This is a genomic window from Bradyrhizobium sp. LTSP885, assembly GCF_000938305.1.
Taxonomy (GTDB): domain Bacteria; phylum Pseudomonadota; class Alphaproteobacteria; order Rhizobiales; family Xanthobacteraceae; genus Bradyrhizobium.
On sequence record NZ_JYMT01000035.1, the window covers coordinates 112,642 to 133,352 of the forward strand.

General features: G+C 62.7%; 21 protein-coding genes. 11 read left to right on the plus strand and 10 right to left on the minus strand.

The features are described from left to right. Window positions 1-11 precede the first annotated feature (11 nt). The 5 genes from UP09_RS22035 to xoxF5 all read right to left on the minus strand — a co-directional run bounded on the left by UP09_RS22035 (window position 12) and on the right by xoxF5 (window position 5,256). Window positions 12-953, minus strand: coding sequence for a hypothetical protein (locus UP09_RS22035; protein WP_044540378.1), 942 nt, complete (start codon window positions 951-953; stop codon window positions 12-14). Window positions 954-1,076: 123 nt separating this feature from the next. Further along, a complete protein-coding gene (gene gfa, locus UP09_RS22040; RefSeq protein ID WP_044540379.1) occupies window positions 1,077-1,640 on the minus strand; it encodes an S-(hydroxymethyl)glutathione synthase in 564 nt (187 codons plus the stop codon). A 32-nt stretch (window positions 1,641-1,672) separates the two neighbouring features. Further along, entirely contained in the window at window positions 1,673-2,782 is a 1,110-nt protein-coding gene (locus UP09_RS22045) for an S-(hydroxymethyl)glutathione dehydrogenase/class III alcohol dehydrogenase (protein WP_044540380.1), read from the minus strand. 72 nt (window positions 2,783-2,854) lie between these two features. Continuing rightward, a complete protein-coding gene (locus UP09_RS22050) occupies window positions 2,855-3,370 on the minus strand; it encodes a c-type cytochrome, methanol metabolism-related (RefSeq protein ID WP_044540471.1) in 516 nt (171 codons plus the stop codon). A gap of 83 nt (window positions 3,371-3,453) precedes the next feature. Beyond that, window positions 3,454-5,256 (minus strand): lanthanide-dependent methanol dehydrogenase XoxF5, encoded by a 1,803-nt coding sequence (xoxF5, locus tag UP09_RS22055; protein WP_044540381.1) that lies wholly within the window; start codon window positions 5,254-5,256, stop codon window positions 3,454-3,456. A 416-nt stretch (window positions 5,257-5,672) separates the two neighbouring features. Between xoxF5 and UP09_RS22060 the strand changes: the two genes are divergently transcribed. Both UP09_RS22060 and UP09_RS22065 read left to right on the plus strand, forming a co-directional pair. Further along, a complete protein-coding gene (locus UP09_RS22060; protein ID WP_044540382.1) occupies window positions 5,673-6,647 on the plus strand; it encodes a helix-turn-helix domain-containing protein in 975 nt (324 codons plus the stop codon). 44 nt (window positions 6,648-6,691) lie between these two features. Next, on the plus strand, window positions 6,692-7,072 hold the full coding sequence (locus UP09_RS22065; RefSeq protein ID WP_044540383.1) for a YkvA family protein: 381 nt from the start codon (window positions 6,692-6,694) through the stop codon (window positions 7,070-7,072). 2 nt (window positions 7,073-7,074) lie between these two features. On the opposite strand, the gene UP09_RS22070 is transcribed toward UP09_RS22065, so the two are convergent. Beyond that, complete coding sequence (locus UP09_RS22070) at window positions 7,075-9,510, minus strand: TonB-dependent receptor (protein WP_044540384.1); 2,436 nt, start codon at window positions 9,508-9,510, stop codon at window positions 7,075-7,077. A 144-nt stretch (window positions 9,511-9,654) separates the two neighbouring features. Further along, complete coding sequence (locus tag UP09_RS22075; protein ID WP_044540385.1) at window positions 9,655-11,019, minus strand: histidine kinase; 1,365 nt, start codon at window positions 11,017-11,019, stop codon at window positions 9,655-9,657. A 116-nt stretch (window positions 11,020-11,135) separates the two neighbouring features. On the opposite strand from UP09_RS22075, the gene UP09_RS22080 reads away from it, so the two are divergent. Both UP09_RS22080 and fghA read left to right on the plus strand, forming a co-directional pair. After that, window positions 11,136-11,756 (plus strand): response regulator, encoded by a 621-nt coding sequence (locus tag UP09_RS22080; protein WP_044540386.1) that lies wholly within the window; start codon window positions 11,136-11,138, stop codon window positions 11,754-11,756. 22 nt (window positions 11,757-11,778) lie between these two features. Further along, the gene (gene fghA, locus UP09_RS22085; RefSeq protein WP_044540387.1) at window positions 11,779-12,624 is read left to right on the plus strand and encodes an S-formylglutathione hydrolase; all 846 of its coding nucleotides are present in this window, start codon (window positions 11,779-11,781) and stop codon (window positions 12,622-12,624) included. Window positions 12,625-12,635: 11 nt separating this feature from the next. Here fghA and UP09_RS22090 read toward each other — a convergent pair whose 3' ends face one another. Further along, on the minus strand, window positions 12,636-13,151 hold the full coding sequence (locus tag UP09_RS22090; RefSeq protein ID WP_044540388.1) for a DUF3280 domain-containing protein: 516 nt from the start codon (window positions 13,149-13,151) through the stop codon (window positions 12,636-12,638). A 111-nt stretch (window positions 13,152-13,262) separates the two neighbouring features. Between UP09_RS22090 and UP09_RS22095 the strand changes: the two genes are divergently transcribed. The 6 genes from UP09_RS22095 to UP09_RS22120 all read left to right on the plus strand — a co-directional run bounded on the left by UP09_RS22095 (window position 13,263) and on the right by UP09_RS22120 (window position 18,135). After that, window positions 13,263-14,444, plus strand: coding sequence for a lanthanide ABC transporter ABC transporter substrate-binding protein PedA1 (locus tag UP09_RS22095; RefSeq protein WP_044540389.1), 1,182 nt, complete (start codon window positions 13,263-13,265; stop codon window positions 14,442-14,444). Between the two features lie 14 nt (window positions 14,445-14,458). Further along, a complete protein-coding gene (locus UP09_RS22100; protein ID WP_044540390.1) occupies window positions 14,459-15,430 on the plus strand; it encodes a YVTN family beta-propeller repeat protein in 972 nt (323 codons plus the stop codon). After that, window positions 15,427-16,248 carry a lanthanide ABC transporter ATP-binding protein PedB/LutE gene (locus tag UP09_RS22105; RefSeq protein ID WP_082070233.1) on the plus strand — a complete coding sequence of 274 codons (822 nt, stop codon included), beginning with the start codon at window positions 15,427-15,429 and terminating at the stop codon, window positions 16,246-16,248. The genes UP09_RS22100 and UP09_RS22105 overlap by 4 nt, the downstream gene beginning before the upstream one ends. After that, window positions 16,245-17,093: a lanthanide ABC transporter permease protein PedC gene (locus UP09_RS22110; RefSeq protein WP_044540391.1), complete on the plus strand. Its 849-nt coding sequence runs from the start codon at window positions 16,245-16,247 to the stop codon at window positions 17,091-17,093. Before UP09_RS22105 ends, UP09_RS22110 begins: the two co-directional genes overlap by 4 nt. Before the next feature lie 71 nt (window positions 17,094-17,164). Continuing rightward, on the plus strand, window positions 17,165-17,725 hold the full coding sequence (locus UP09_RS22115) for a hypothetical protein (protein ID WP_044540473.1): 561 nt from the start codon (window positions 17,165-17,167) through the stop codon (window positions 17,723-17,725). Window positions 17,726-17,841: 116 nt separating this feature from the next. Beyond that, the gene (locus UP09_RS22120) at window positions 17,842-18,135 is read left to right on the plus strand and encodes a copper-binding protein (RefSeq protein WP_044540392.1); all 294 of its coding nucleotides are present in this window, start codon (window positions 17,842-17,844) and stop codon (window positions 18,133-18,135) included. A gap of 30 nt (window positions 18,136-18,165) precedes the next feature. Here the strand turns inward: UP09_RS22120 and UP09_RS22125 are convergent, their stop codons facing one another. Then, the gene (locus tag UP09_RS22125; protein WP_044540393.1) at window positions 18,166-18,729 is read right to left on the minus strand and encodes a PQQ-dependent catabolism-associated CXXCW motif protein; all 564 of its coding nucleotides are present in this window, start codon (window positions 18,727-18,729) and stop codon (window positions 18,166-18,168) included. After that, on the minus strand, window positions 18,726-19,607 hold the full coding sequence (locus UP09_RS22130) for a substrate-binding domain-containing protein (RefSeq protein ID WP_044540394.1): 882 nt from the start codon (window positions 19,605-19,607) through the stop codon (window positions 18,726-18,728). Before UP09_RS22130 ends, UP09_RS22125 begins: the two co-directional genes overlap by 4 nt. Before the next feature lie 167 nt (window positions 19,608-19,774). Between UP09_RS22130 and UP09_RS22135 the strand changes: the two genes are divergently transcribed. Continuing rightward, window positions 19,775-20,701, plus strand: coding sequence for a quinoprotein relay system zinc metallohydrolase 2 (locus tag UP09_RS22135; protein WP_044540395.1), 927 nt, complete (start codon window positions 19,775-19,777; stop codon window positions 20,699-20,701). The last annotated feature ends 10 nt before the right edge of the window (window positions 20,702-20,711 follow it).

The window sequence follows — 20,711 nt, forward strand, 5'->3', positions numbered from 1 at the left end:
GCGCGATGACGCTATTTGCCGAGGGCCGTTTCCAGGAGAGCCTGGGCCTGCTTTGCGGCCTGGGCGAATGCCGGCTGCTCCGGCGCGTGCTGGACGAAGCAGCGCTTGAAGGCGCCGTCGGCCTGCTCGCGCAGATTGCCGAGCATGTCATACGCCTTCTTGTCGCTCTTCTTCTGGCGGAATTTCTCTTCGGCTTCTTCCGCCCGCTTGTTGATGTCGGCGCGGATTGTGGTGCATGCCGGAACCTGCACGGCAGGCGTGATCTCGCCATAGGCGACATAGACCTTGCCGTTGGCGCGCGCCGTCACGAACACCTCATCGGCCTTGTCAGGGGTCTCGTCCTGGGAGCGGCCGGCCAGAAAGGCATAGGTTGAGGTCGCTGAAGCCGGCTTGGCGATCGGCAGCTCGTTGAAATTGATCACGGCGGCATCGGTCGAAATCGCCTGGGTGTAAAGGCCCTCAAACCTCAACGCCGCATCGATCTGCTGCGGCACATTCTTGCTTCCCTTGTCCCACCACGCCTTGTGCTCGCGCAGCCAGCGTGTGAACAGGGATTCGGTCGTGACAACGATATGGGCCTTTGGCTCGACAAAGCTGCCATCGGGGCGCTTGTCGCCGATCTTGCCACCGTCGAGGCCGGCGTCGGCATCGAAGCGCAGGCCGTCCAGCATGCCGAACCCCTGATCGCCCTTATATAAAGTGTCGAGGTTGAGCTGGGCCGGCGCGAAGCCGGTGCGGACCGGCTCGGGCAGCATGGCGGCCATTTGCGCCTTGAGGTCTTCGCGCGCCCCGGCCTCCGCCTTGTCGGCGGCGTCATCGACCTTGAGCTTGGCGAATTTGGCGATCGCGGCGTCACGCGTCGCGATGTAACGGTCCTCCGGCGACACGGCATTGGCGTGCGAAAGGACCAGGATGGGGGAAAGAACGAGGGCAACGCGGACAATAAAATGCATGCCCTGTGGTCGCCCGCAGGGCATGCAAGGTTCAAAGGTCACGAGGGTACTTTCAAGTCATCTCGTGCCGGCAGCAGCAGCCGGCACGGGATTTCGTCATGGCGGCAAGTCAGGCCGCCTTGATCAGGCTGCTTTGGCCTTTGCCACGTGGGTGGCGATCGCATCCATCAGCGGCGGCGACAGGCAATCAAAGGGCTCGAGCCCGAGTTCTTTCAGGCGCGACCTGATCCCGGCCATATCGGCCGGCTTGACGCCGGACTCGATCACCGACGACACGAAGGCCGCAAAGCCCGGAGCAGCCGAGCCTGATTCCTGGAACAGCTCGGGATGGACGAAGTCGAGGCCGTAGAACGGATGGCCCTTGTTCTCGATCCGGCCGTACATATGCGTGCCGCAGCCCTTGCAGGCGTGGCGCTGGATTGCCGCCGAGGCATCGATGATGTGCAGCTTGTCGCCGTTCTCGAGAACGGTGACGTTCTCGCGCGGCACGACCGCGACCACCGAGAAGTCTGCGCCGGAGGGCTTCCAGCACTTGGTGCAGCCGCAGGCGTGGTTGTGGGCGACGTCGCCCTTGATCCCGACCTTGACCTTCTTGTCCGCGCATTTGCAGACCAGGGTTCCACCGGCGAAGTGGCCCGAGCCTTGTTTGACGCCGTTGTCGACCGATGGGTGGATATGAACAGTCATTGGCTATCCTCCTACTGCTTGCTGTTTTGATTTCAGAACACGACGACCGAGCGGATCGATTTGCCCTCATGCATCAGGTCAAATCCCTTGTTGATCTCTTCGAGCTTCAGCACGTGGGTGATCATCGGATCGATCTGGATCTTTCCATCCATGTACCAGTCGACAATCTTCGGCACGTCGGTGCGACCGCGCGCGCCGCCGAACGCGGTGCCCTTCCAGACCCGGCCGGTTACGAGTTGGAACGGCCGCGTCGCGATCTCCTTGCCGGATTCCGCAACGCCGATCACAACGGAGACGCCCCAGCCGCGGTGGCAGGCTTCGAGCGCCTGGCGCATCACGGTGGTGTTGCCGGTGCAGTCGAAGGTGTAGTCGGCGCCGCCATCGGTCAGGCCGACCAGATGTTGGACGATATCGCCCTCGACCTTCTTCGGGTTGACGAAATGCGTCATGCCGAACTGGCGGCCCCAAGCTTCCTTCGAGTCATTGAGATCGACGCCGATGATCTTGTCGGCGCCGACCATCTTGGCGCCCTGGATCACGTTGAGGCCGATGCCGCCGAGGCCGAACACCACGACGTTGGAGCCCGGCGTCACCTTGGCGGTGTTGACCACGGCGCCGACGCCGGTGGTCACGCCGCAGCCGATGTAGCAGCTCTTGTCGAACGGCGCGTCCTCACGGATCTTCGCCACCGCGATCTCGGGCAACACCGTGAAGTTCGAGAATGTCGAGCAGCCCATATAGTGGAACACCGTCTCGCCCTTGTACTTGAAGCGCGAGGTACCGTCGGGCATCACGCCCTTGCCCTGCGTGGCGCGGATCGCCGTGCAGAGATTGGTCTTCTGGCTCAGGCAGCTTTTGCACTGCCGGCATTCGGGCGTGTAGAGCGGGATCACATGATCGCCCGGCTTGACCGACGTAACGCCGGCGCCGACTTCACGCACGATGCCCGCGCCTTCGTGTCCCAGAACCGAAGGAAAGATGCCTTCGCTGTCGAAGCCGTCGAGCGTGTAGGCATCGGTGTGACAGATACCCGTCGCCTTGATCTCGACCAGGACCTCGCCGGCCTTGGGCCCTTCCAGGTCAAGCTCGACAATCTCTAGCGGCTTCTTGGCCGCGAAAGCGACGGCGGCGCGTGTCTTCATCGAAGTCTCTCCAAACCGTAAAACATCTCGTTATCCGCACCCGATCCAGACCCATATCCAGATCCCGTGCGTTCAGTGTCCCATGCACGAAGATTCCGCCTTGGTATAGGCATCGGATTTGTCTTCATGCTTCGCCGGACGCACGCGCCCGACCGCATCATCGGAGCGGGCTCGCAGATAAATGTAGAGGTCGTCCATGTAACAGGCGACGTTCGGATTGTCGCCGAACGCCGGCATCACGTTCTCCTGCGACGTACTGACGTTCTTGCGCCCGCTGGCGACCACGCCGAGGAAGTCGGCATAGTTCATGGTCTTGAGCGAGTCCTTCAGTGCCGGCGCGTAACTCGAACCCATTCCGTCGGGCCCGTGGCAGACGTGGCATTCCGAGTGGTAACGGCGATAACCGGAATAGGTGTACCAGTCCACGGTACCGTCAGCCGTGACCTTGTAGGTCGGGTTGCCATCCTTATCGAGATATTTGCCGTCCTCGGATTTGACCGCGGTCGGGTCGCCCGGAGCCTCGGCGGAAGCAATTCCTCCCGTTGCCGCAAGCAGGACCGCGGCAGTCACCAACCAGATGATACGCAAGAGCTTGTCCTTCAGGATTCGGTAGCAGGCGAACCGGCGCATGGAGTCTATTAGCCCATGCGCCGGAACGAGGTTGGATCAGCTCACTGCGGCAGCTGGAACACGGTCAGTGTTCCGCCGAGCGCGGTGTAGTTGCTGAGAGCCGCATAGCCACCGACGGCGCCGAGGCCGGCGGTCGGATCGGTCAGGCCGGCTGCGAGGCCGATACCGGCCCAGCCACCGACGCCGGACAGCACAGCCACGAACTGCTTGCCGTCATGCTCATAGGTGTTGACGTTGCCGATGATGCCGGACGGGGTTTTGAACTTGTAGAGCTCCTTGCCCGTCTTGGCGTCGACAGCCTTCAGGTAGCCTTCCAGCGTGCCGTAGAACACCACACCACCGGCGGTCGCGAGTGCACCCGACCAGACCGAGAACTGCTCCTTGTTCGACCAGGCGATCTTGCCGGTTTTGCCGTCCCAGGCGATGAAGTTGCCCATGTTGGTCTCGCCGGGAGGCGGATACATCGACAGCGTCGCGCCGACATAAGGCTGACCTGCGGTGTAGCTCACCTTGAACGGCTCGTAGTCCATGCAGACGTGGTTGGTCGGCACATAGAACAGCTGCGTATCCGGCGAGTAGGCTGCCGGTTGCTCATCCTTCGAGCCGAGCGCGGCCGGGCAGATGCCCTTGACGTTGTGGTCTTCGCCGCCCTTGTCGGTCGACGCAGTGTCGAGAACCTTCGGCCGGCCATAGGTCGGCGAGCCCTTGTTCATGTCGACGCCGGAGGTCCAGTTGACCTTCGGATCGTACTTTTCAGCGACCAGCAGTTCGCCGGAGGCGCGGTCGAGCGTATAGCCGAGCCCGTTGCGGTCGAAATGGGTCAGCAGCTTCCGCGGCGTGCCGCCGATGCTCTGATCACTGAGGATCATTTCGTTGACGCCGTCATAGTCCCATTCGTCGTGGGGCGTCATCTGGTAGACCCACTTGGCAACGCCGGTGTCCGGATTGCGGGCCCAGACGGTCATCGACCATTTGTTATCGCCGGGACGCTGTTTCGGATTCCAGGTCGATGGATTGCCCGAGCCGTAATACACGAGGTTCAGTTCGGGATCGTAGGAGATCCAGCCCCAGGTGGCGCCGCCGCCGATCTTCCATTGATCGCCCTGCCAAGTCTTCAAGCTCGAATCCTTGCCGATCGGCTTGCCGAGCTCGGTGGTCTTGTCGTCGACCAGGATCTGGTCGTCAGGTCCTTCCGAGAAGCCACGCCAGACCTGCTTGCCGGTCTTGATGTCATAGGCAGTCAAGTGAGCTTGCACGCCGAACTCGCCGCCGGAGATGCCGATCAGGACCTTGTCCTTGACCACGAGCGGCGCCGAGGTGCCGGTCGCGCCCTTGGCGGGATCGCCGTCCTTCACCGACCACACGACCTGACCGGTCTTGGCATCGAGCGCAACCAGCGTGGTGTCGGCCTGATGCAAGAAGATCTTGCCGTCGCCATAGGCAACGCCGCGATTCACGGTGTCGCAGCACATCACTGGAATGACGTTCGGGTCCTGCTTGGGCTCGTACTTCCAGACGATCTGGTTGTCCTTGGAAAGGTCAAGAGCATAGACCTTGTTCGGGAACGGGGTGGAGAGATACATCATGTTGCCGATGACGAGCGGTCCACCTTCGTGGCCGCGCAGCACGCCGGTCGAAAACGTCCAGGCAACCTGCAACTTTGCGACATTCGAGGCGTTGATCTGATTCAGCTTCGAAAAACGCGTGTTGGCGTAGTCGCCAGCCGGCATCACCCAGTCCTTCGGGTTCTGCGCCATCTTGTGGAGTTCGTCGTTGGCATTGGCGGCTCCGGCGGCAAATGCCGCTATGACGCCAAGACTGGTCGCGTAAAGCAACTTGCGCATCGTGGATTCCTCCCAGTGTTAAGAGCTCAGGGTTTCCGTCGAAACGGCCCATTTCTTCGATTTTCGTTCCCTATGCGTAGCCTGATCGGTGCTGCACGACTTGCCCAAGAGCGAACAGCCGCTTGCTTGACAGCGAAACTTCATCAATTTTTTGGGCTGCGCCTGAAATCGCGAGAAGGCTGCTTCATGTTGCAGAGCATCAATCGGCGATCTGCAATGTTCCATCGCCCGATCTCGCGCGATCCAAGGTTGCGCTTGACGACGCCAGAACTAAGTCGGAGGATTGGCCGACAATGACCGGGAGGAATCCCGCCGACCCCCTCAACGTCTGCAAAACGAGGGAAAAGGCGCGGCTCACGGGCCAGGTCTCGCGCCAAGAGCAGTCACGTTTGGGGATCGAATCGGTGGCTGGAAAAATGTCCGATACTGTCCATTCGCTCAACACGACCGGATTGACGCCGAAGCGTCAGATCCAGCGCTGGTCGGACGCGCTGACCGATCTGTGCGGTCAGTTCGACGTCGACGCCCTGGAAGGATCCTCGTTCGAAGGGCGGATCAACTATACGAGCGTGTCGCGGCTCAAACTGTGCCAGATCGAGGCAAGCCAGCATCGGATCGCGCACACTGTCTCGCGTATCAGGTTGAGCGAGCACCCCTACATCAAGATCCTGTTCCAGACCTACGGCGTATCGCATTTCGAGCAGGAAGGCCGTCACTTCGACATCGTGCCCGGCGATTGCTTTGCCTACGATGTGTCCTGCCCGCACACCATTATCAGCCCGGCGCTGACCCGCCATGAGGTCGTTATCGTTCCCAAGGACCTCCTGAAGGAACGCGGCTTCCAGCTTTCCAAGATGGCGCCCTGCAAACTGTCGGCGCGCAACGGCACCGGCCGCATCGCCTATGATTTCGTCCACGCGGCCTTCGGTGAGGCGACCAAGCTGTCTCCCCTGAATGCCGTCGGCGTCGCCGATTCGCTGATCGACCTGCTGCTGCTGCCGTTGCGCGAGACCGGTGCGATGCTCGATCGCGGCAGCGCCGAGGCGACCTATGTCCGGGCCCAGGGTTTCATCCGGGAGCATCTGCGCGACCCCGATCTCTGTATCGACCGCATTTCCGCGGCGCTCGGCTGCTCGAAGCGCTATCTGCACATGCTGTTCAGCGACCGCGGCATGACGGTCAGCGACTACATCTGGCGGGCCCGGCTGCAGCACTGCCGGCAGGAACTGGAAACCCAGAACGGCAAGACGATCACGGACGTCGCGTTCTCGTGGGGCTTCTCCAGCTCCTCGCATTTCAGCCGCGTGTTCCGGAAATATTTTGGCATTGCGCCCTCCTCGGTCAACAAGGGCCACCACGGCGGCATGCCGGCAGAAGTGGTGCTGGAATAGCATTCTCGCCCGGCGTGGGCGTACGCCGACCGACATTTCTCGTCATGCTGTCCAGACTCAAGGAATGGGCGCGTAACCTCAAACGGGACAGTTACGCGCTCTATCTCGCGTCACGCGATCCTCGCGTGCCCTGGTACGCCAAGGCGCTCGCAATCGCGATCGCGGCCTACGCGCTTTCGCCGATCGACCTGATTCCGGACTTCATCCCCGTGATCGGCTATCTCGACGATCTGATCCTGCTTCCGCTCGGCATCTGGCTTGCGGTTTCGCTCGTCCCGCCTGACGTGATGGCCGAGTGCCGCATGCGCGCAAGCGTGGCCCTGCAGCGCCCGGCAAGCCGGGCCGGAATGATCGCGATCATTCTGCTCTGGATCGCCGGCGCGTTCGCGTTCGCATGGGCAATCAGCGTCCACTGGCCGCGCTAGACCTAGAACGTCGCCTTCATGCCGGCGTAGAACGCACGCGGCCGCGCTGGGCTCAGCGAACGGGGATCGGTGAAATTTGCGCCACCGTTGGCATAATTGGGCAATGCACCCGTTTCAAAGAAGGTGCCGTAGCTCGCGTAGCGATTATCGAAGATGTTGTCGACGCGACCGTAGATCTGGAACGTCTTGTTGATCTGATACGAGGTATGGGCGTTGAACACGGCGTAGGACGGCAGCTTCGGCTCCTGATTGGATCCATCGCCGACGAAATACTGGCTGCTGACCCAGATTGCATCACCGCCGACCTTGAACGCGTCGGTAATAGCATAATCGAAGCCGGCCTTGACGCGATGACGGGGAATGGCCGGGATCTGGTTACCGGGCAGGACCTGAATGATCCCGTTGTTCTGCTCGGCAGCCGGGCTGTTCGAGCCGAGCTGGAGCGCGTCCAGGAAGCGAGCGTCAATGAAGGAATAGCTCGCATAGACCTGCATCGCCTTCGACTTCAGATTGACCTCGGCCTCGATGCCCTGCCGGCGAGTCGCGCCGACGTTCTGGAAATAGCCGAAGCCCTGCAGCGTCGGAGATGGAATGGCCAGGATGTCGTCGGTGTTCTTGGCGCGAAAGCCGCCAAGCTTCCAGCTGAGCGTGCCGAGATTGAGCTCCTTGGTCCCGCGCAAGCCTGCTTCCACCGTATGCGAGACCACCTGCTTCAGGTCGGGGTCGGACACCAGGAACGCTGCGATCGTGCAGGGATTGTTGGGGTCGGCGCAGCCCAGTTCCAGCGGCGTCGGGGCGCGATTGGCCTCCGAATAGCCGGCGTAGAAGGTCAGTTCGGGCGTGATCTTGTAAGTGGCGCCGATCATCGGATTGAAACGGTCGTACTCATGGTTGCCATTCAGCGCGGTCCCAAGCTGGTCCTCCAGCACGATACGGGCCGAATTGAACCGGCCGCCGCCGGTGATCGAGAACGCATTGGTCACGTCGAACGTATCGAGCGCATAGATGCCGGTATATTGGTTGGTCGTCCGCAGCGACACCGGCCCGATCGTGATCGGACTGCCGGATGGACCGAGGAAGATGCCGCTGCCTGATACGACGTAATTCGTGCCGATGGTGCCGAGCTCGGCACTGGCATTGAACCAGGTGACGCTGGTGTCGAAGCTGCCACCGACGGTGAAGCGGTTGTCATGTCCGAACAGCTTGTCGTCGTTGGTTGCCTGCAGGGACAAGCCACCCGTCGTTGACCGTGTCGAGGTTCGGTCGATCTCGCCCAGCACCGCATCGGAAGGGAACGGATTGGCAAGCTGGGTACCATTCAGGCCGAAGGCAGGCGTCGTGTCATCGCCGAAGCACAAAAATCCTGCCGGGGTGCTGCAGGGCTGCGTTCCGGTTGGATTGCCGTCCTGGGTATCCTGCTTGAAAAAACGCAGATGCGCTGATCCCTCGATGGTCCAGGTCGGCGTCGCCTCCACCTTGCCGGTCAGATTGAAATAGCCGACTTGGTTGTGTGAGGTTTGCGGCGTGGTGTAGGTCGCGCCCCAGTATTGCTGCAGCAGCTCGGCGGGCACTGTGGCCGCGGCGCCAAATTTGTTGTCGGCGACCCCCATGTTGAGGTGGAACTCGTTGACGTCGTTCTTGTAGGCAACATCGCCGTAGAAACGCCTTATGTCGGACTGCGAGAAGTTGCGGAAGCCGTCGTCGTGCACGCCCTCGATGGCGCCGTAGACGGCATAGTTGTTGTCGACCTGCTTGCCCCACTGCCCCGAGCCCTGGATGCGGCCGAATGAGCCGCCCATCACGTTGATCTCGGTGCCCTGATAGCTGAAACCATCCTTCATCTGCATATTGACCGCGCCGCCGAGCGCGTTCAGGCCGAAGGCGGGATTATTGGTCACGACGGTGACCGACTTGATCGCAGCGGTCGGGATCAGGTCCCAGTTGACGGCGTCGGCAAACGCTTCGTTGATGCGAACCCCGTTCTGGTAAACCGCAAGCCCCTGCGGCGTGCCCGACACCGGCGAAGCGACAAACCCACGGAACTGCACATCCGGCTGGAATGGATTGCCGGCCACCTCGTTGATGGTGATGGAGGGCACGCTCTGGAGCAGGGCGTCAGTGATGTTTGGCGAACCAGTCCGCTCGATCTGCCTGCTGTCGACGATGTTGACGCTGGCCGGGACCTTGTCGGCATCGATCTCCGATGCTGACGTGGATGTCGATGCAGGCGCAGTTGGTATGACAACCCTCGGCCGGGCCCGAACGATGCGGGTCGCGTCTCGCGGGCGGCCGCGCTTCACACCATTGCCCGGCGACGTCACCTCGACCGGCGGCAGGGTTTCAATCCGCTCCGACGCACTCTGAGCATAGGCAACGTCGTGTCCAACGACCACGCCCGTCGCAATTGACGCGACCACCACAAACCGCACGCCGCCCATCCATCCCACCCGTTGCAGCCCGGCTTATTGATCCCCACCGGTTCTTGCAGCGATACTAGTGAGCAGAACGAGAGCTGCGCTACCATTAATTGTTCCCGAAAGATTCGGGAAAAAATCCCGATCGAGGTCGGCGATCTGGTTCCCTTAGGGTTGTGCGGCCTTTGGAACGAGCGCTTCGACCGTCACGCCATCGTCACCGGAATTGACGTTGAGCGTCCCGCCCAGCGCGAGGATTCGTTCGCGCATGCCGGTCAAACCAAGCCCGAGCTTGTGGTCGGGCCGCAGACCACGTCCATTGTCGCTGACGCGCACCAGCGCACAACCTCGGCTGCCATGCACGCCGGTCTGCCGTTCCGCAGCTTCGATCGAAATATTGACCGCGGTTGCTTCGGCGTGCCGGAAAACATTGGTAAGCGCTTCCTGGACGATACGGTAGATGGTGAGGTCGGCGGTCTCGCCGGTGTCGCCGAGCGCGTTCGAAATGCTGCTTTCAATTTCCACATCGGGATGCGTCTCGCTCCACATTCGAATCAACGCGCCGAGCGCTTCGCGAAGTCCCAGTTCAGCGAGACCGACCGGACGCAATCGTTCGAGGATCCGGCGGGTGAATTGCTGGAGCGCGTTGACCTGTTCGAGGATTGCGTTGCCGTGCTTGCGGAATGCGGCCGGATCAGACTTGTCGGCCTCCGACAGCCGCGTCAAGGCGCTGGCATGCGCGCGCAGCGCAAACAGATAGGGTCCGAACTCGTCATGCAGTTCGCGCGCGATTTCCTTGCGCTCCGAATCCTGCAGCGAGACTGCGCGCTCGGCGAGCAGTCGCTTGCCCTCCACCGCCTCGCCCAGGGTTGCCGCAAGATGGTTCAGTTTGGCACAGATCGCGGCCAGTTCAGGCGATCCGCCGGGTTCGACGCGCACATCGTAAAACCCGGCCTCGATGTTGGTCATGGCCTCCGACAACGCCTGCAGTGGCGCAAGCGCGCGACCGACGACCAGCATGGTCACCAGCAACAGCGCAATCGCGATCGCCGAGCCGACTTCGAGCTGGGTGACGATGCCGTCCCAGATCTCGGCCATTTCATCGTCGGGATGCGAGGTGATGAGCAGCGACTGCGACTTGCCGTGAACGGAAATCGGCACCCGCACCGAGGTCTGCTCGGGATGCACCAGCGCGACGAACCACGCTGGCGGGGCGCGCAGGTCGCCCTCTTCCTCCGGACGCTCGCGCGTCTTGCCGGCCGCATCCCCCTCCCGTGTGATGCTGACGTGACGCAGCCGGCTGAGATCGTCGACGATCTGATCGAGCTGCGCGTCGGGATCCGGCGCCACGTTGAGACCGGCAACGATCGTCTCGACGAATTCACGTGCCAGCCGGATCACGCTCTGGTCTTCGGCCTGGACGCGAGGGCCCGCTTCAAGCACAAGCCGCGCGATGTTGATGCCCAGCCCGAGCATCAATATCAGCGCCAGCAGCAGGTTGATCCGCCCGCGCAAGGATAGTTTTCGCCACATTGCCTTGCCCCCGACCGTGAGGTCCTCCTCCCAGAGGATCGTTGACAGCCAAACTTGCCCGGCTATCTAATCGCAGCCTACTGCAATCCTGCAAAGCAGGTCGATGGGACAACGCTATGCGCATTCTGATCGTTGATGACCACCCCATCGTGGCGTCGGGTTGCCGTACGATATTCGCCGACGATCCCGAGATCGCCTTGCTCGAGGCGCCGGATGCCGAGAGCGGCGAGCGGGCTTTCGTTGCCGAAAAGCCCGACATCTGCGTGATCGACATCAACCTGCCGACCGTTTCGGGCTTCGAGCTGGCACGCCGCATCCTGGTGCGCGACGCGGCCGCACGCATCATCATGTTCAGCATGAACGACGATCCGGTGTTTGCCGCCCGCGCCATCGACATCGGCGCCAAGGGGTACGTCTCCAAGACCGGCGACCCCAATGATCTGGCAGAAGCGGTCCGCGAGGTCGGCAATGGCGGTGTCTACCTGCCGCCCGCGATCGCGCGCAGCGTCGCCTTCGCGCGGCCGACTTTCGCGCAAAATCCACTGTCGAAGCTGACGTCGCGCGAGTTGGAAATCTTGCGACTGCTCAGTTCCGGCAAGAGCCTGTCGGAGATCGCCTGGCTGGTTCATTCCTCGTATAAGACGGTCGCCAACACGTCCTCGATCATGCGCCAGAAGCTCGGCGTGCGCTCGTCGGCGGAGCTCGTGCGATTGGCGATCGAAAGCGGCGTCGCCTGAAGCTGCGCTCCTATCAAGGAACATGACGATGCAGACGGTTTCCCAGAACAAATCTCATGGCGGCACGCAAGGCGTGTACCGGCATCCCAGCCGCGAGACCAAGACCGACATGACTTTCTCGGTCTTTGTCCCGGACCATTCGGCCGGCGCAAAGCTGCCGGTGGTCACCTATCTGTCGGGCCTGACCTGCACCCATGCCAACGTCACCGACAAAGGCGAGTTCCGAGCGGCATGTGCCGAGCTTGGCCTGATCTTTGTCGCCCCCGACACCAGCCCACGCGGCGAGGGCGTGCCCGGTGATCCCGCGAATGCGTATGATTTCGGGCTTGGGGCGGGCTTCTATGTCGATGCGACCGAGGATCCGTTTGCGCGCAACTACCGCATGTGGAGCTATGTCACCGAGGAGTTGCCGCAGCTGATCGCCGAGCAATTCCCCGTCGATGCCAAACGGCAATCGATCCTCGGCCATTCGATGGGCGGCCACGGCGCGCTGACGGTGGCGCTGCGCCATCCCGATCGCTATCGCGCGGCGAGCGCCTTTGCGCCGATCGTGGCGCCTTCGCAGGTGCCATGGGGCAACAAGGCGCTGGGCGGTTATCTCGGCGGCAACAAGACTACATGGCGAAAGCACGATGCGGTCGCGCTGATCGAGGATGGCGCGCGATTCTCTGAGTTGCTGGTCGATTACGGCGACGCCGACCAGTTCCTCACCGAGCAGCTTCGGCCCGAGCTGCTGAAGGCCGCTTGCGAGAAGGCCAATATCCCCCTCACCCTGCGGCGCCAACCGGGCTACGATCACAGCTACTATTTCATCTCGACCTTCATGGCCGATCATCTGCGCTGGCATGCCGCGCGTCTGAAGGGCTGATCTCTCCTTGCCTATTTCAGCTGCGGCGCGCCGTAGCCCGGCGCGAGCAGGCGATTGCGAACGAGATAGTCGATCGCACGGGACCAGGATTCATCGGTGTTGCCCCGCATGTCGACACTCATGGCGGCGAGCAATTGTCCCGTCGGCACGTCGCGCAGACAGAGATTGACGTTGAGGATGAGGTTGGAGGCCTTCTGCACCACGCCGGTGATCGAGACATCGGCGCCGAGTTCACGAGCCAGCTTCACATCGCATCCGCCGCAGGCCTGAAGATTGCTGCCGTGCGCCGCAGCATTCACAGGCGCGATGTCGAGCAGGCGGAACTTGCCAGAGTCCGCCAGGTCCTTGCGCACCTGATCACCGATGCGACCGAGTCGCGCCTGCTCGTCGCTCCGCGGTCCGTTCACTTCTCCCTGCAGGCTGGTGTCGATCAACTCGAAATCGAACACCGCGATCTTGGGCGGTTCGACATGCGCCGCCGCCGATATCACGAGCATGGGTATGACCAGGATGAACCACGATCTCATGATTGTGAACCAATCGAAATTTGTAACCTCGCAACGACCAAAGGCGGGGGTTGCAAGCTAGGACAATTCGGTCATGTTGCAAATCAAGAGAAAAACGTGACGGGAGGATTTATGTTCCGGTGGCTGATCGGCACGATCGCGCTCAGCATGGTGGCAACTCAGGCGCTCGCGGCCGATCCGGTCGAGATCCACGTCGGCTATCTCGGCCATGCCGGCATCAAATCAACGCTCTCGCTGGTCGAACAGCCTGCCGACAATGACGGCATCGCCGGCGCGCGCCTTGCGATCGAGGACAACAATACGACCGGAAAATTTCTCAATCAGCGCTTTATTCTCGATGAAATCAGGGTCAAGGACAGCGACGACGTCGCCAAGGCCGCGACCGATCTCGCCGGTCACGTCGACTATATCATCACTGATCTGCCGGCCGACGCCCTGCTCAAGGTCGCCGACGCGTTGCGTGATCGCGGCACCGTGCTCTTGAACGTCGGCGCGATCGACGACCGGCTGCGCGAGCAGGATTGTCGCGCCAATGTCATCCATGTCGCTCCGACCCGCACCATGCTGGCGGATGCGCTCGCCCAATACCTGGTGTGGAAGCAGTGGAAGCGCTGGCTGCTGGTCTCGGGCTCGCATGATCAGGACAAGCTTTACGCCGACGCGTTGCGCCGCGCTGCGACACGCTTCGGCGCCAAGATCGTCCAGGAACGCACCTTCGAGGACACCGGCGGCGCGCGCCGCACCGACTCTGGCGTGACGCTGATCCAGCGTCAGATGCCGGTGTTCACGCAGCAGGCGCCGGCCTATGACGTCCTCGTCGCCGCCGACGAGAGCGAGGTGTTTGCGGACTATCTGCCCTACCGGACCTGGGATCCGCGGCCGGTGGCGGGCTCGGCCGGCCTGGTGCCGACGAGCTGGAGCGCGGCGCATGATCAATGGGGCGCGGTACAGATCCAGAACCGCTTCATGAAGCTGAATATGCGGCGCATGACCGCGCTCGACATGCAGGCATGGACCGCGGCGCGCATGATCGGAGAAGCGACAGCGCGCACCAATTCCGGCGACCCGAAGAAGGTCACGGCCTTCCTCAAGGGGCCGGATTTTTCGGTCGCCGCGTTCAAAGGCACGCGGCTGACCCTGCGGGACTGGAATTGGCAGCTCCGCCAGCCGATCCTTCTGGCCGACGGGCGCATGGTCGTCTCGGTCTCGCCGCAGGAAGGCTTCCTGCATCAGGTGTCCGAGCTCGACACGCTCGGTGTTGACCGGCCCGAGACGAAGTGCAAGCTGCAGTGAGGGAGATATAACGCATGTGGCGCCGCTGTCTGTTGACCGGGATGTTCGCCTGGCTCGCCGCCGCCGCGCCGGCGTCCGCATTCGTTGCCTACGTCTCCAACGAGAAGGGCAACACTGTTACGGTGATCGACACCGACAGCTGGACGGTGACAAAAACCATCAAGGTCGGCCAGCGGCCGCGCGGCATCGAGTTCTCGCGCGATGGCAAGTTCGTGATGGTCGCGGTCGGCGACGACGACACGATCCAGATGATCGATACCAAGACCCAGGAGATCGTCGACACCCTGCCCTCGGGTCCCGACCCTGAATTGTTCACCCAGGATGCTGCCGGCAAGACCATGTATGTCGCCAACGAGAACGACAACACCGTCACGGTGATCGACCTCGAGAAGCGCGCCCGGCTGGGCGACATCCAGGTCGGTGTCGAACCGGAAGGCATGGCCGTCAGCCCCGACGGCAAGATCCTGATCAACACCTCCGAGACCACCAGCATGGCGCATTTCATCGACACGGCGACGCGCCAGATCGTGGCCAACGTGCTGGTCGATTCGCGGCCCCGCTTCGCCGCGTTCAAGCGTGACGGCTCCGAATTGTGGGTCTCCTCCGAGATCGGCGGCACAGTGTCGATCGTCGATCCCGTCAAGCATGAGGTGACGGGCAAGGTCACCTTCGAGATTCCCGGCTTGCGCAGCGAGGCGATCCAGCCCGTCGGCATCGGCATGACCAAGGACGGCAAGACCGCTTTCGTCGCGCTCGGCCCGGCCAACCGCGTCGCGGTCGTCGATGGCGCCACCCACAAGGTCACCAAATATCTGCTGGTCGGACAGCGGGTCTGGCACATGGACTTCACCCCGGACGAAAAATATCTGCTGGTCACCAATGGCGTCTCCAACGACGTCTCGGTGATCGACGTCGCCGCCCAGAAGGTGATCAAGACCATTCAGGTCGGCGAGTTGCCCTGGGGAATCACGATCGCGCAGCCATGACAGCAACCGACGCGCACATCTCGAGCCAGCCTCTGCCGGACGCCGCCTCCGAACCCGGCGCAGCCGTGCAGCCCGCGCTGTCGATCGACCATGTCAGCCACAGCTATGGTCCGCGTCACGCCCTGATCGACATCAATTTCACCGTCGCGCCGGCCAGTTTCACCGCGCTGCTTGGCCTCAACGGCGCCGGAAAGAGCACGCTGTTCTCGCTGGTGACGCGGCTGTTCGGCATCCAGACCGGCCGGATCGGCATCTTCGGCCACGACATCAGCCGCACGCCGGGCGATGCGCTGCGGCTGTTGGGCGTGGTGTTCCAGCCGCGAACGATCGACCTCGATCTCTCGCTGACGCAGAACCTACTCTATCACGCCGCGCTGCACGGGATCTCGCGGCGCGAGGCGCGGTTGCGCAGTGCCGAGGTGCTTGATCGTATCGGCCTCACTGAGCGCGCCGGCAGCAAGGTGCGTGACCTCTCGGGCGGCCAGATGCGCAGGCTCGAGATCGCCCGCGCTTTGCTGCATCGGCCGCGCCTGTTGCTGCTCGACGAGGCCACCGTCGGGCTCGACGTCAAGGCGCGCGCCGACATCCTCGATCACGTCCGCCAACTCGTCACCGAACAGGGCATCGGCGTGCTCTGGGCGACGCATCTGTTCGACGAGATCATGCCTGGTGACGATCTCGTCGTGCTGCATCAGGGCAAGATGCTGGCGCACGGCCAGGTGTCGCGCGTGATCGCTGACGCCGGTGCCCAGGACGTCAACACCGCGTTCATGCGCCTGACCGGGACAACGACGCTGTCAGGGAGAGCGCCGTCATGAGCAGCACGACCGTGCCCCCAGCGCGAAGCGGCTTCTCGCCGTCGGAATACATCATTTGCCTGAACGGCATCGTGTGGCGCGAGGCGCTGCGTTTCCTGCATCAGCGCGAACGCTTCATCTCGGCGCTGGTCAGGCCGCTGGTGTGGCTGTTTATTTTCGCCGCCGGCTTCCGTCAGGTGCTCGGCATCTCCATCATCCCGCCCTACGAGACCTACATCCCCTACGAGGTCTATATCGCGCCCGGCCTGATGGCGATGATCCAGCTCTTCAACGGCATGCAGTCCTCGTTGTCGATGGTCTATGACCGCGAGATGGGCAACATGCGCACGCTGCTGGTGAGCCCGCTGCCGCGCGGCTATCTGCTGTTCTGCAAGCTGCTCGCCGGCACCGCGGTCTCGCTGCTCCAGGTCTACGCCTTCCTGGTGATCGCATGGTTTTGGGACATCGCGCCGCCGACCATCGGCTATCTCACGGTGTTGCCCGCGCTGGTGCTGTCCGGATTGATGCTCGGCGCGCTGGGCATGCTGATCTCGTCCGGCATCAAGCAACTCGAAAATTTCGCCGGCGTGATGAACTTCGTCATCTTTCCGATGTTCTTTGCATCGTCGGCGCTCTACCCGCTCTGGCGCGTGCAGGAAGGCAGCCCGATGCTGTATTATGTCTGCCTGTGCAACCCGTTCACGCATGCGGTGGAGCTGGTCCGGTTCGCAGTGTATGGCAAGATGAACTGGGTTTCGCTCGCGGTGGTCGGCGGCTGCACGGTGGTCTTCATGATCGGCGCGATCATTGCTTACGATCCATCACGCGGCCTGGTGCGTCGCGGGCCCGGCGGAGGCGAGGCATGAGCACAGCTTGGCGGATCAAAGATTGGCGGATCGGACTCGGCGCGCTGTTCGCCGTCACGCTGTCGGGCCAGATGGCGCTAGCCGCGGACCCGCGCTATCCGGACTGGCCATGCGCGCAGGCCAAGGTACCTGAGATCTCGCTCGCCGCGGTCTGGGCCGGGCCGCCACTGGACGACGCTGCGACCAAATGGAAGGGCGATCCGAAGATCAGCGCGCTGGCGGCAAGGCTTTCAGCGCGCCGCGTCTCGCTCGAAGACGCGCAGAAGGAGATCACCGAATTCCTGTCGGGTTCGGCGGCCGACAAGACCAATGCGGGAAAGCTGCTGTTTGCCGGCCTGTTCGATACGCTGAACGCGCAGCGCGCATCTGTCATGAACGGGCTCGAGCGCGTGATGCGCAAGCAGCGCGAGGCCGCGGACAAGGTCCGTTCCGATACGCTTGCGCTTCAGGCGCTGCAGGACGCCTCGCCGCCGGACCAGGCCAAAGTCGATGCGCTCGGCAATCAACTGGTCTGGGAGACGCGGATCTTCGAAGACCGCCGGCGCGTGGTCAAATTTGTTTGCGAGGTTCCAACCGCCATCGACCAGCGCCTGTTCGCACTCGGGCGCACGATCCAGCAAGAGATGGACTAACGCCTGCGGCAATGGAACCCGGGCATCGGGAAGGTGTGGCTCGGACGGCGCTTCCTGGGAACCAACCGCGCCGCCCGCCCGTTGTCTCCCACTATCTCTGAAATTGGGAGGCCTCGATGAGAGCAGCTAAGATCGCCTTGAGCAGCCTTGCGGCCGCAAGCCTGGTCATATCAGCGGCTTTGGCCCAGCAATCCATGTCGGGAATGGTCACCAAGATTGACCGATTGACCGGAACCATCGCCATCCAGCAGACGCAAACCGGCACCGTTGGCGCCGCTGGCGGCGCGGTTCAGGAGTACAAGGTCCCGAAGGGGCAGTCGCTCGAAGAGTTGCACGCCGGCGACAAGGTGACGTTTACCACCACAGACAGCAGCGGCGGCAAGACGATCGACAAGCTTGAGCGACAGTAGCGGTTCGCAATTCGGGCGCGGACGCGGGGATCATTTCGCCTCGTCCGCGTGCGGCTCGGGCTCCGCGTTCGCTAGCGGCAGGTTGGCACGCTCCCAGCCGTCGGTTCCGTCCGGATACCACGCGACATTGCGATAGCCATAGGACAGAACGCGCTTGGCGGCGTTCCAAGACATCCAGCAATTCTCCTGACAGTAGATCACGAGCAAGGTTGCGTCGTTGCCGGCCAACGCGTGCGCCAACCCTTGCCGCAAATAGTCCTCTGTCGAGGCCGCGAGCTTGCCGTAGCCGGTATCGGGCAGCCAGGTACTGCCGGGGATATCAAGGCGCGGCTTGTCTCGCCACACCGTGCCAGTCGGCAGGTTTGCGGGCTTGGGCGCACGCGGCAGCACGTCGATGAACACGCCGGACTTGTCGCGCCAGATCGTCTCGGCCTCTGCGGTCGTGAGCACGCGCGCACCGGCCAATGTCGCGGGCACCGGCGAACGGTAATCGCCGCTGCGGTAATCCTCGGGCTCAGCGGGCCTGTCCTGTGTGCGGCCGGGCGCTGCAGCGACCAGCATCGCAACAAGTACGGCTGCGAACAGCCTGATCATGGCGATTTGGTTGCGGTCTCCGCACCGAGCGGCCGGTCATTCTCGTCAAGCAGCGGAACACCGAAGTCGAGCAGGATCTTGTTGATCGCCGGCTGGTTCTCCTGGATCAGCCGATTGAGCTGCCGCTTCCAGTTCTGGTCGGCCCCGCGCACCCCCATGCCGATGCGATAGACCAGCTTCGGTCCCGTCGTCTCCTTGACCAGCGGCGTGACATGCAGCGGCGGATTGGATTTCTTGGCGTAAAAGCCCGCCATCGGCCCCCACAGGACGGCGACATCGATCTCGCCCTTGGTCAAGTCGGTGATCATCGCCTCCGCTGAGGAGTCATAGCGCGTGTCGATCATCAACGGATACGGCTTGGCATTCGCCATGAGACCGGCGATAGCCATATTGGTCGCCGGCGGCGTACCCGCGACGATGCCGATGTGCTTGCCCTTCAGCCGTTCATCCTCCAGCGTCGTGACCTCGTCGAGTCCACTGCCCTGTTTGGTGACCAGCGCATAGGCCGTGCGGTAATAGGGATTGGTGCCTTGCACGAGATCGTCGCCTTGCGGGAATCCCATGATCACATCGCAGCGATGCGATCCGAGCGTCATCCGCACGAAGCCGGTCGCTTGCGGAAAATACATGTAGTCGAGCTTCTTCTGCAGTTTTTCGGCGAACAGCTCGCCGAGCTTGTTCTCGAACCCCTCTCCCTTGTCGTTCGAAAACGGCAGGTTGCGCGGATCGGCGCAGACGCGCAGCACCTTGGGATCGACGAGCTCGATGGACAATTCGCCGCTGTCGTTGACCTGCGCCCGCGCGACATCGCGCCCGGCGAGACAGGCAACGACACCGATCAACGCCAACAGCATGGCGCCGCGTCCGACACTTCTCATCACCTGGTCTCCTCTAGATCGGATCGGTCGCCGCCAGCCATGGATTGCCCGGCACACCATGACGTGCAAAACGAAGAAGCCTCGTGACGGCGTCGCGTTGCTTGCTGCAATGCAAACCGGAACGCGAGGCAATCGATCGCGAAGACCGGTGAAACTGAGGCGGAAACATGGCTCATGGCGGTCCGGCGATTGCGCTGCTGTTGATGCTCTGCGCTTCGACCATAGCGCGGGCGCAAGAGCCGGAATTGCCTGTAAGCGAAGTCGCTCCCGGAATATTCGTGCACACCGGAGCGACCTCGCTGATGACGCGCGACAATGACGGCGCCATCGCCAATGTCGGATTCATCGTCGGCGACAGTGCGGTCGCGGTCATCGACACCGGTGGCAGCGTCCGCGAGGGGCGGCAATTGATGGCTTCCGTCCGCAACCATACCGACAAGCCGATTCGCTACGTGATCAACACCCATGCCCATCCGGACCACGGCTTTGGCAATGCGGCTTTCGTCGGCGACGGAACCAGCTTCGTGGGCCACAAGAACCTGCCCCGCGCGCTGGCCATGCGCGGGCAATTCTACCTCGACGGCTTTCGCCGTACGATGGGCGACGCGCTGATCGATGAGGTGCGCATCATTCCCCCGACCCTGCTGGTCGCGGATACGCTGAAGCTCGACCTTGGCGGACGGATCCTCATGCTCAAGGCGTGGCCGCCGGCCCACAGCGACAATGATCTGACCGTGCTCGATGAGCGGACCAGGACCCTGTTTGCCGGCGACATGGTGTTTCTCAGCCATATTCCCGTGGTCGACGGCAGCCTCAAGGGCTGGCTGCGTGCGCTTGACGACCTCGCTGCGATTCCCGCGCAGCGTGTTGTTCCCGGTCACGGAGCCGTGAGCGAATGGCCCGCGGCGCTCGCCGGCGAACGACGTTATCTCGACACGCTGGCGGCGGATGTTCGCGCCCTGATCGCGAGCGGCAAGCCGATCACGGCGGCGGCCGAGCACGCGGCCGAGTCCGAACGGTCCCGCTGGGAGCTATTCGACGACTACAACGCACGCAACGCAACTGCAGCATTTTCAGAAATGGAATGGGAATAGCCGTTGCAGT

Bases quoted from the DNA above. Each gene is read 5' to 3' on its own strand.
- UP09_RS22035 (WP_044540378.1), bottom strand. From the start codon at position 953: ATGCATTTTATTGTCCGCGTTGCCCTCGTTCTTTCCCCCATCCTGGTC.
- gfa (WP_044540379.1), bottom strand. From the start codon at position 1,640: ATGACTGTTCATATCCACCCATCGGTCGACAACGGCGTCAAACAAGGC.
- UP09_RS22045 (WP_044540380.1), bottom strand. From the start codon at position 2,782: ATGAAGACACGCGCCGCCGTCGCTTTCGCGGCCAAGAAGCCGCTAGAG.
- xoxF5 (WP_044540381.1), bottom strand. From the start codon at position 5,256: ATGCGCAAGTTGCTTTACGCGACCAGTCTTGGCGTCATAGCGGCATTT.
- UP09_RS22060 (WP_044540382.1), top strand. From the start codon at position 5,673: ATGTCCGATACTGTCCATTCGCTCAACACGACCGGATTGACGCCGAAG.
- UP09_RS22065 (WP_044540383.1), top strand. From the start codon at position 6,692: ATGCTGTCCAGACTCAAGGAATGGGCGCGTAACCTCAAACGGGACAGT.
- UP09_RS22070 (WP_044540384.1), bottom strand. From the start codon at position 9,510: ATGGGCGGCGTGCGGTTTGTGGTGGTCGCGTCAATTGCGACGGGCGTG.
- UP09_RS22075 (WP_044540385.1), bottom strand. From the start codon at position 11,019: ATGTGGCGAAAACTATCCTTGCGCGGGCGGATCAACCTGCTGCTGGCG.
- UP09_RS22080 (WP_044540386.1), top strand. From the start codon at position 11,136: ATGCGCATTCTGATCGTTGATGACCACCCCATCGTGGCGTCGGGTTGC.
- fghA (WP_044540387.1), top strand. From the start codon at position 11,779: ATGACGATGCAGACGGTTTCCCAGAACAAATCTCATGGCGGCACGCAA.
- UP09_RS22090 (WP_044540388.1), bottom strand. From the start codon at position 13,151: ATGAGATCGTGGTTCATCCTGGTCATACCCATGCTCGTGATATCGGCG.
- UP09_RS22095 (WP_044540389.1), top strand. From the start codon at position 13,263: ATGTTCCGGTGGCTGATCGGCACGATCGCGCTCAGCATGGTGGCAACT.
- UP09_RS22100 (WP_044540390.1), top strand. From the start codon at position 14,459: ATGTGGCGCCGCTGTCTGTTGACCGGGATGTTCGCCTGGCTCGCCGCC.
- UP09_RS22105 (WP_082070233.1), top strand. From the start codon at position 15,427: ATGACAGCAACCGACGCGCACATCTCGAGCCAGCCTCTGCCGGACGCC.
- UP09_RS22110 (WP_044540391.1), top strand. From the start codon at position 16,245: ATGAGCAGCACGACCGTGCCCCCAGCGCGAAGCGGCTTCTCGCCGTCG.
- UP09_RS22115 (WP_044540473.1), top strand. From the start codon at position 17,165: ATGGCGCTAGCCGCGGACCCGCGCTATCCGGACTGGCCATGCGCGCAG.
- UP09_RS22120 (WP_044540392.1), top strand. From the start codon at position 17,842: ATGAGAGCAGCTAAGATCGCCTTGAGCAGCCTTGCGGCCGCAAGCCTG.
- UP09_RS22125 (WP_044540393.1), bottom strand. From the start codon at position 18,729: ATGATCAGGCTGTTCGCAGCCGTACTTGTTGCGATGCTGGTCGCTGCA.
- UP09_RS22130 (WP_044540394.1), bottom strand. From the start codon at position 19,607: ATGAGAAGTGTCGGACGCGGCGCCATGCTGTTGGCGTTGATCGGTGTC.
- UP09_RS22135 (WP_044540395.1), top strand. From the start codon at position 19,775: ATGGCTCATGGCGGTCCGGCGATTGCGCTGCTGTTGATGCTCTGCGCT.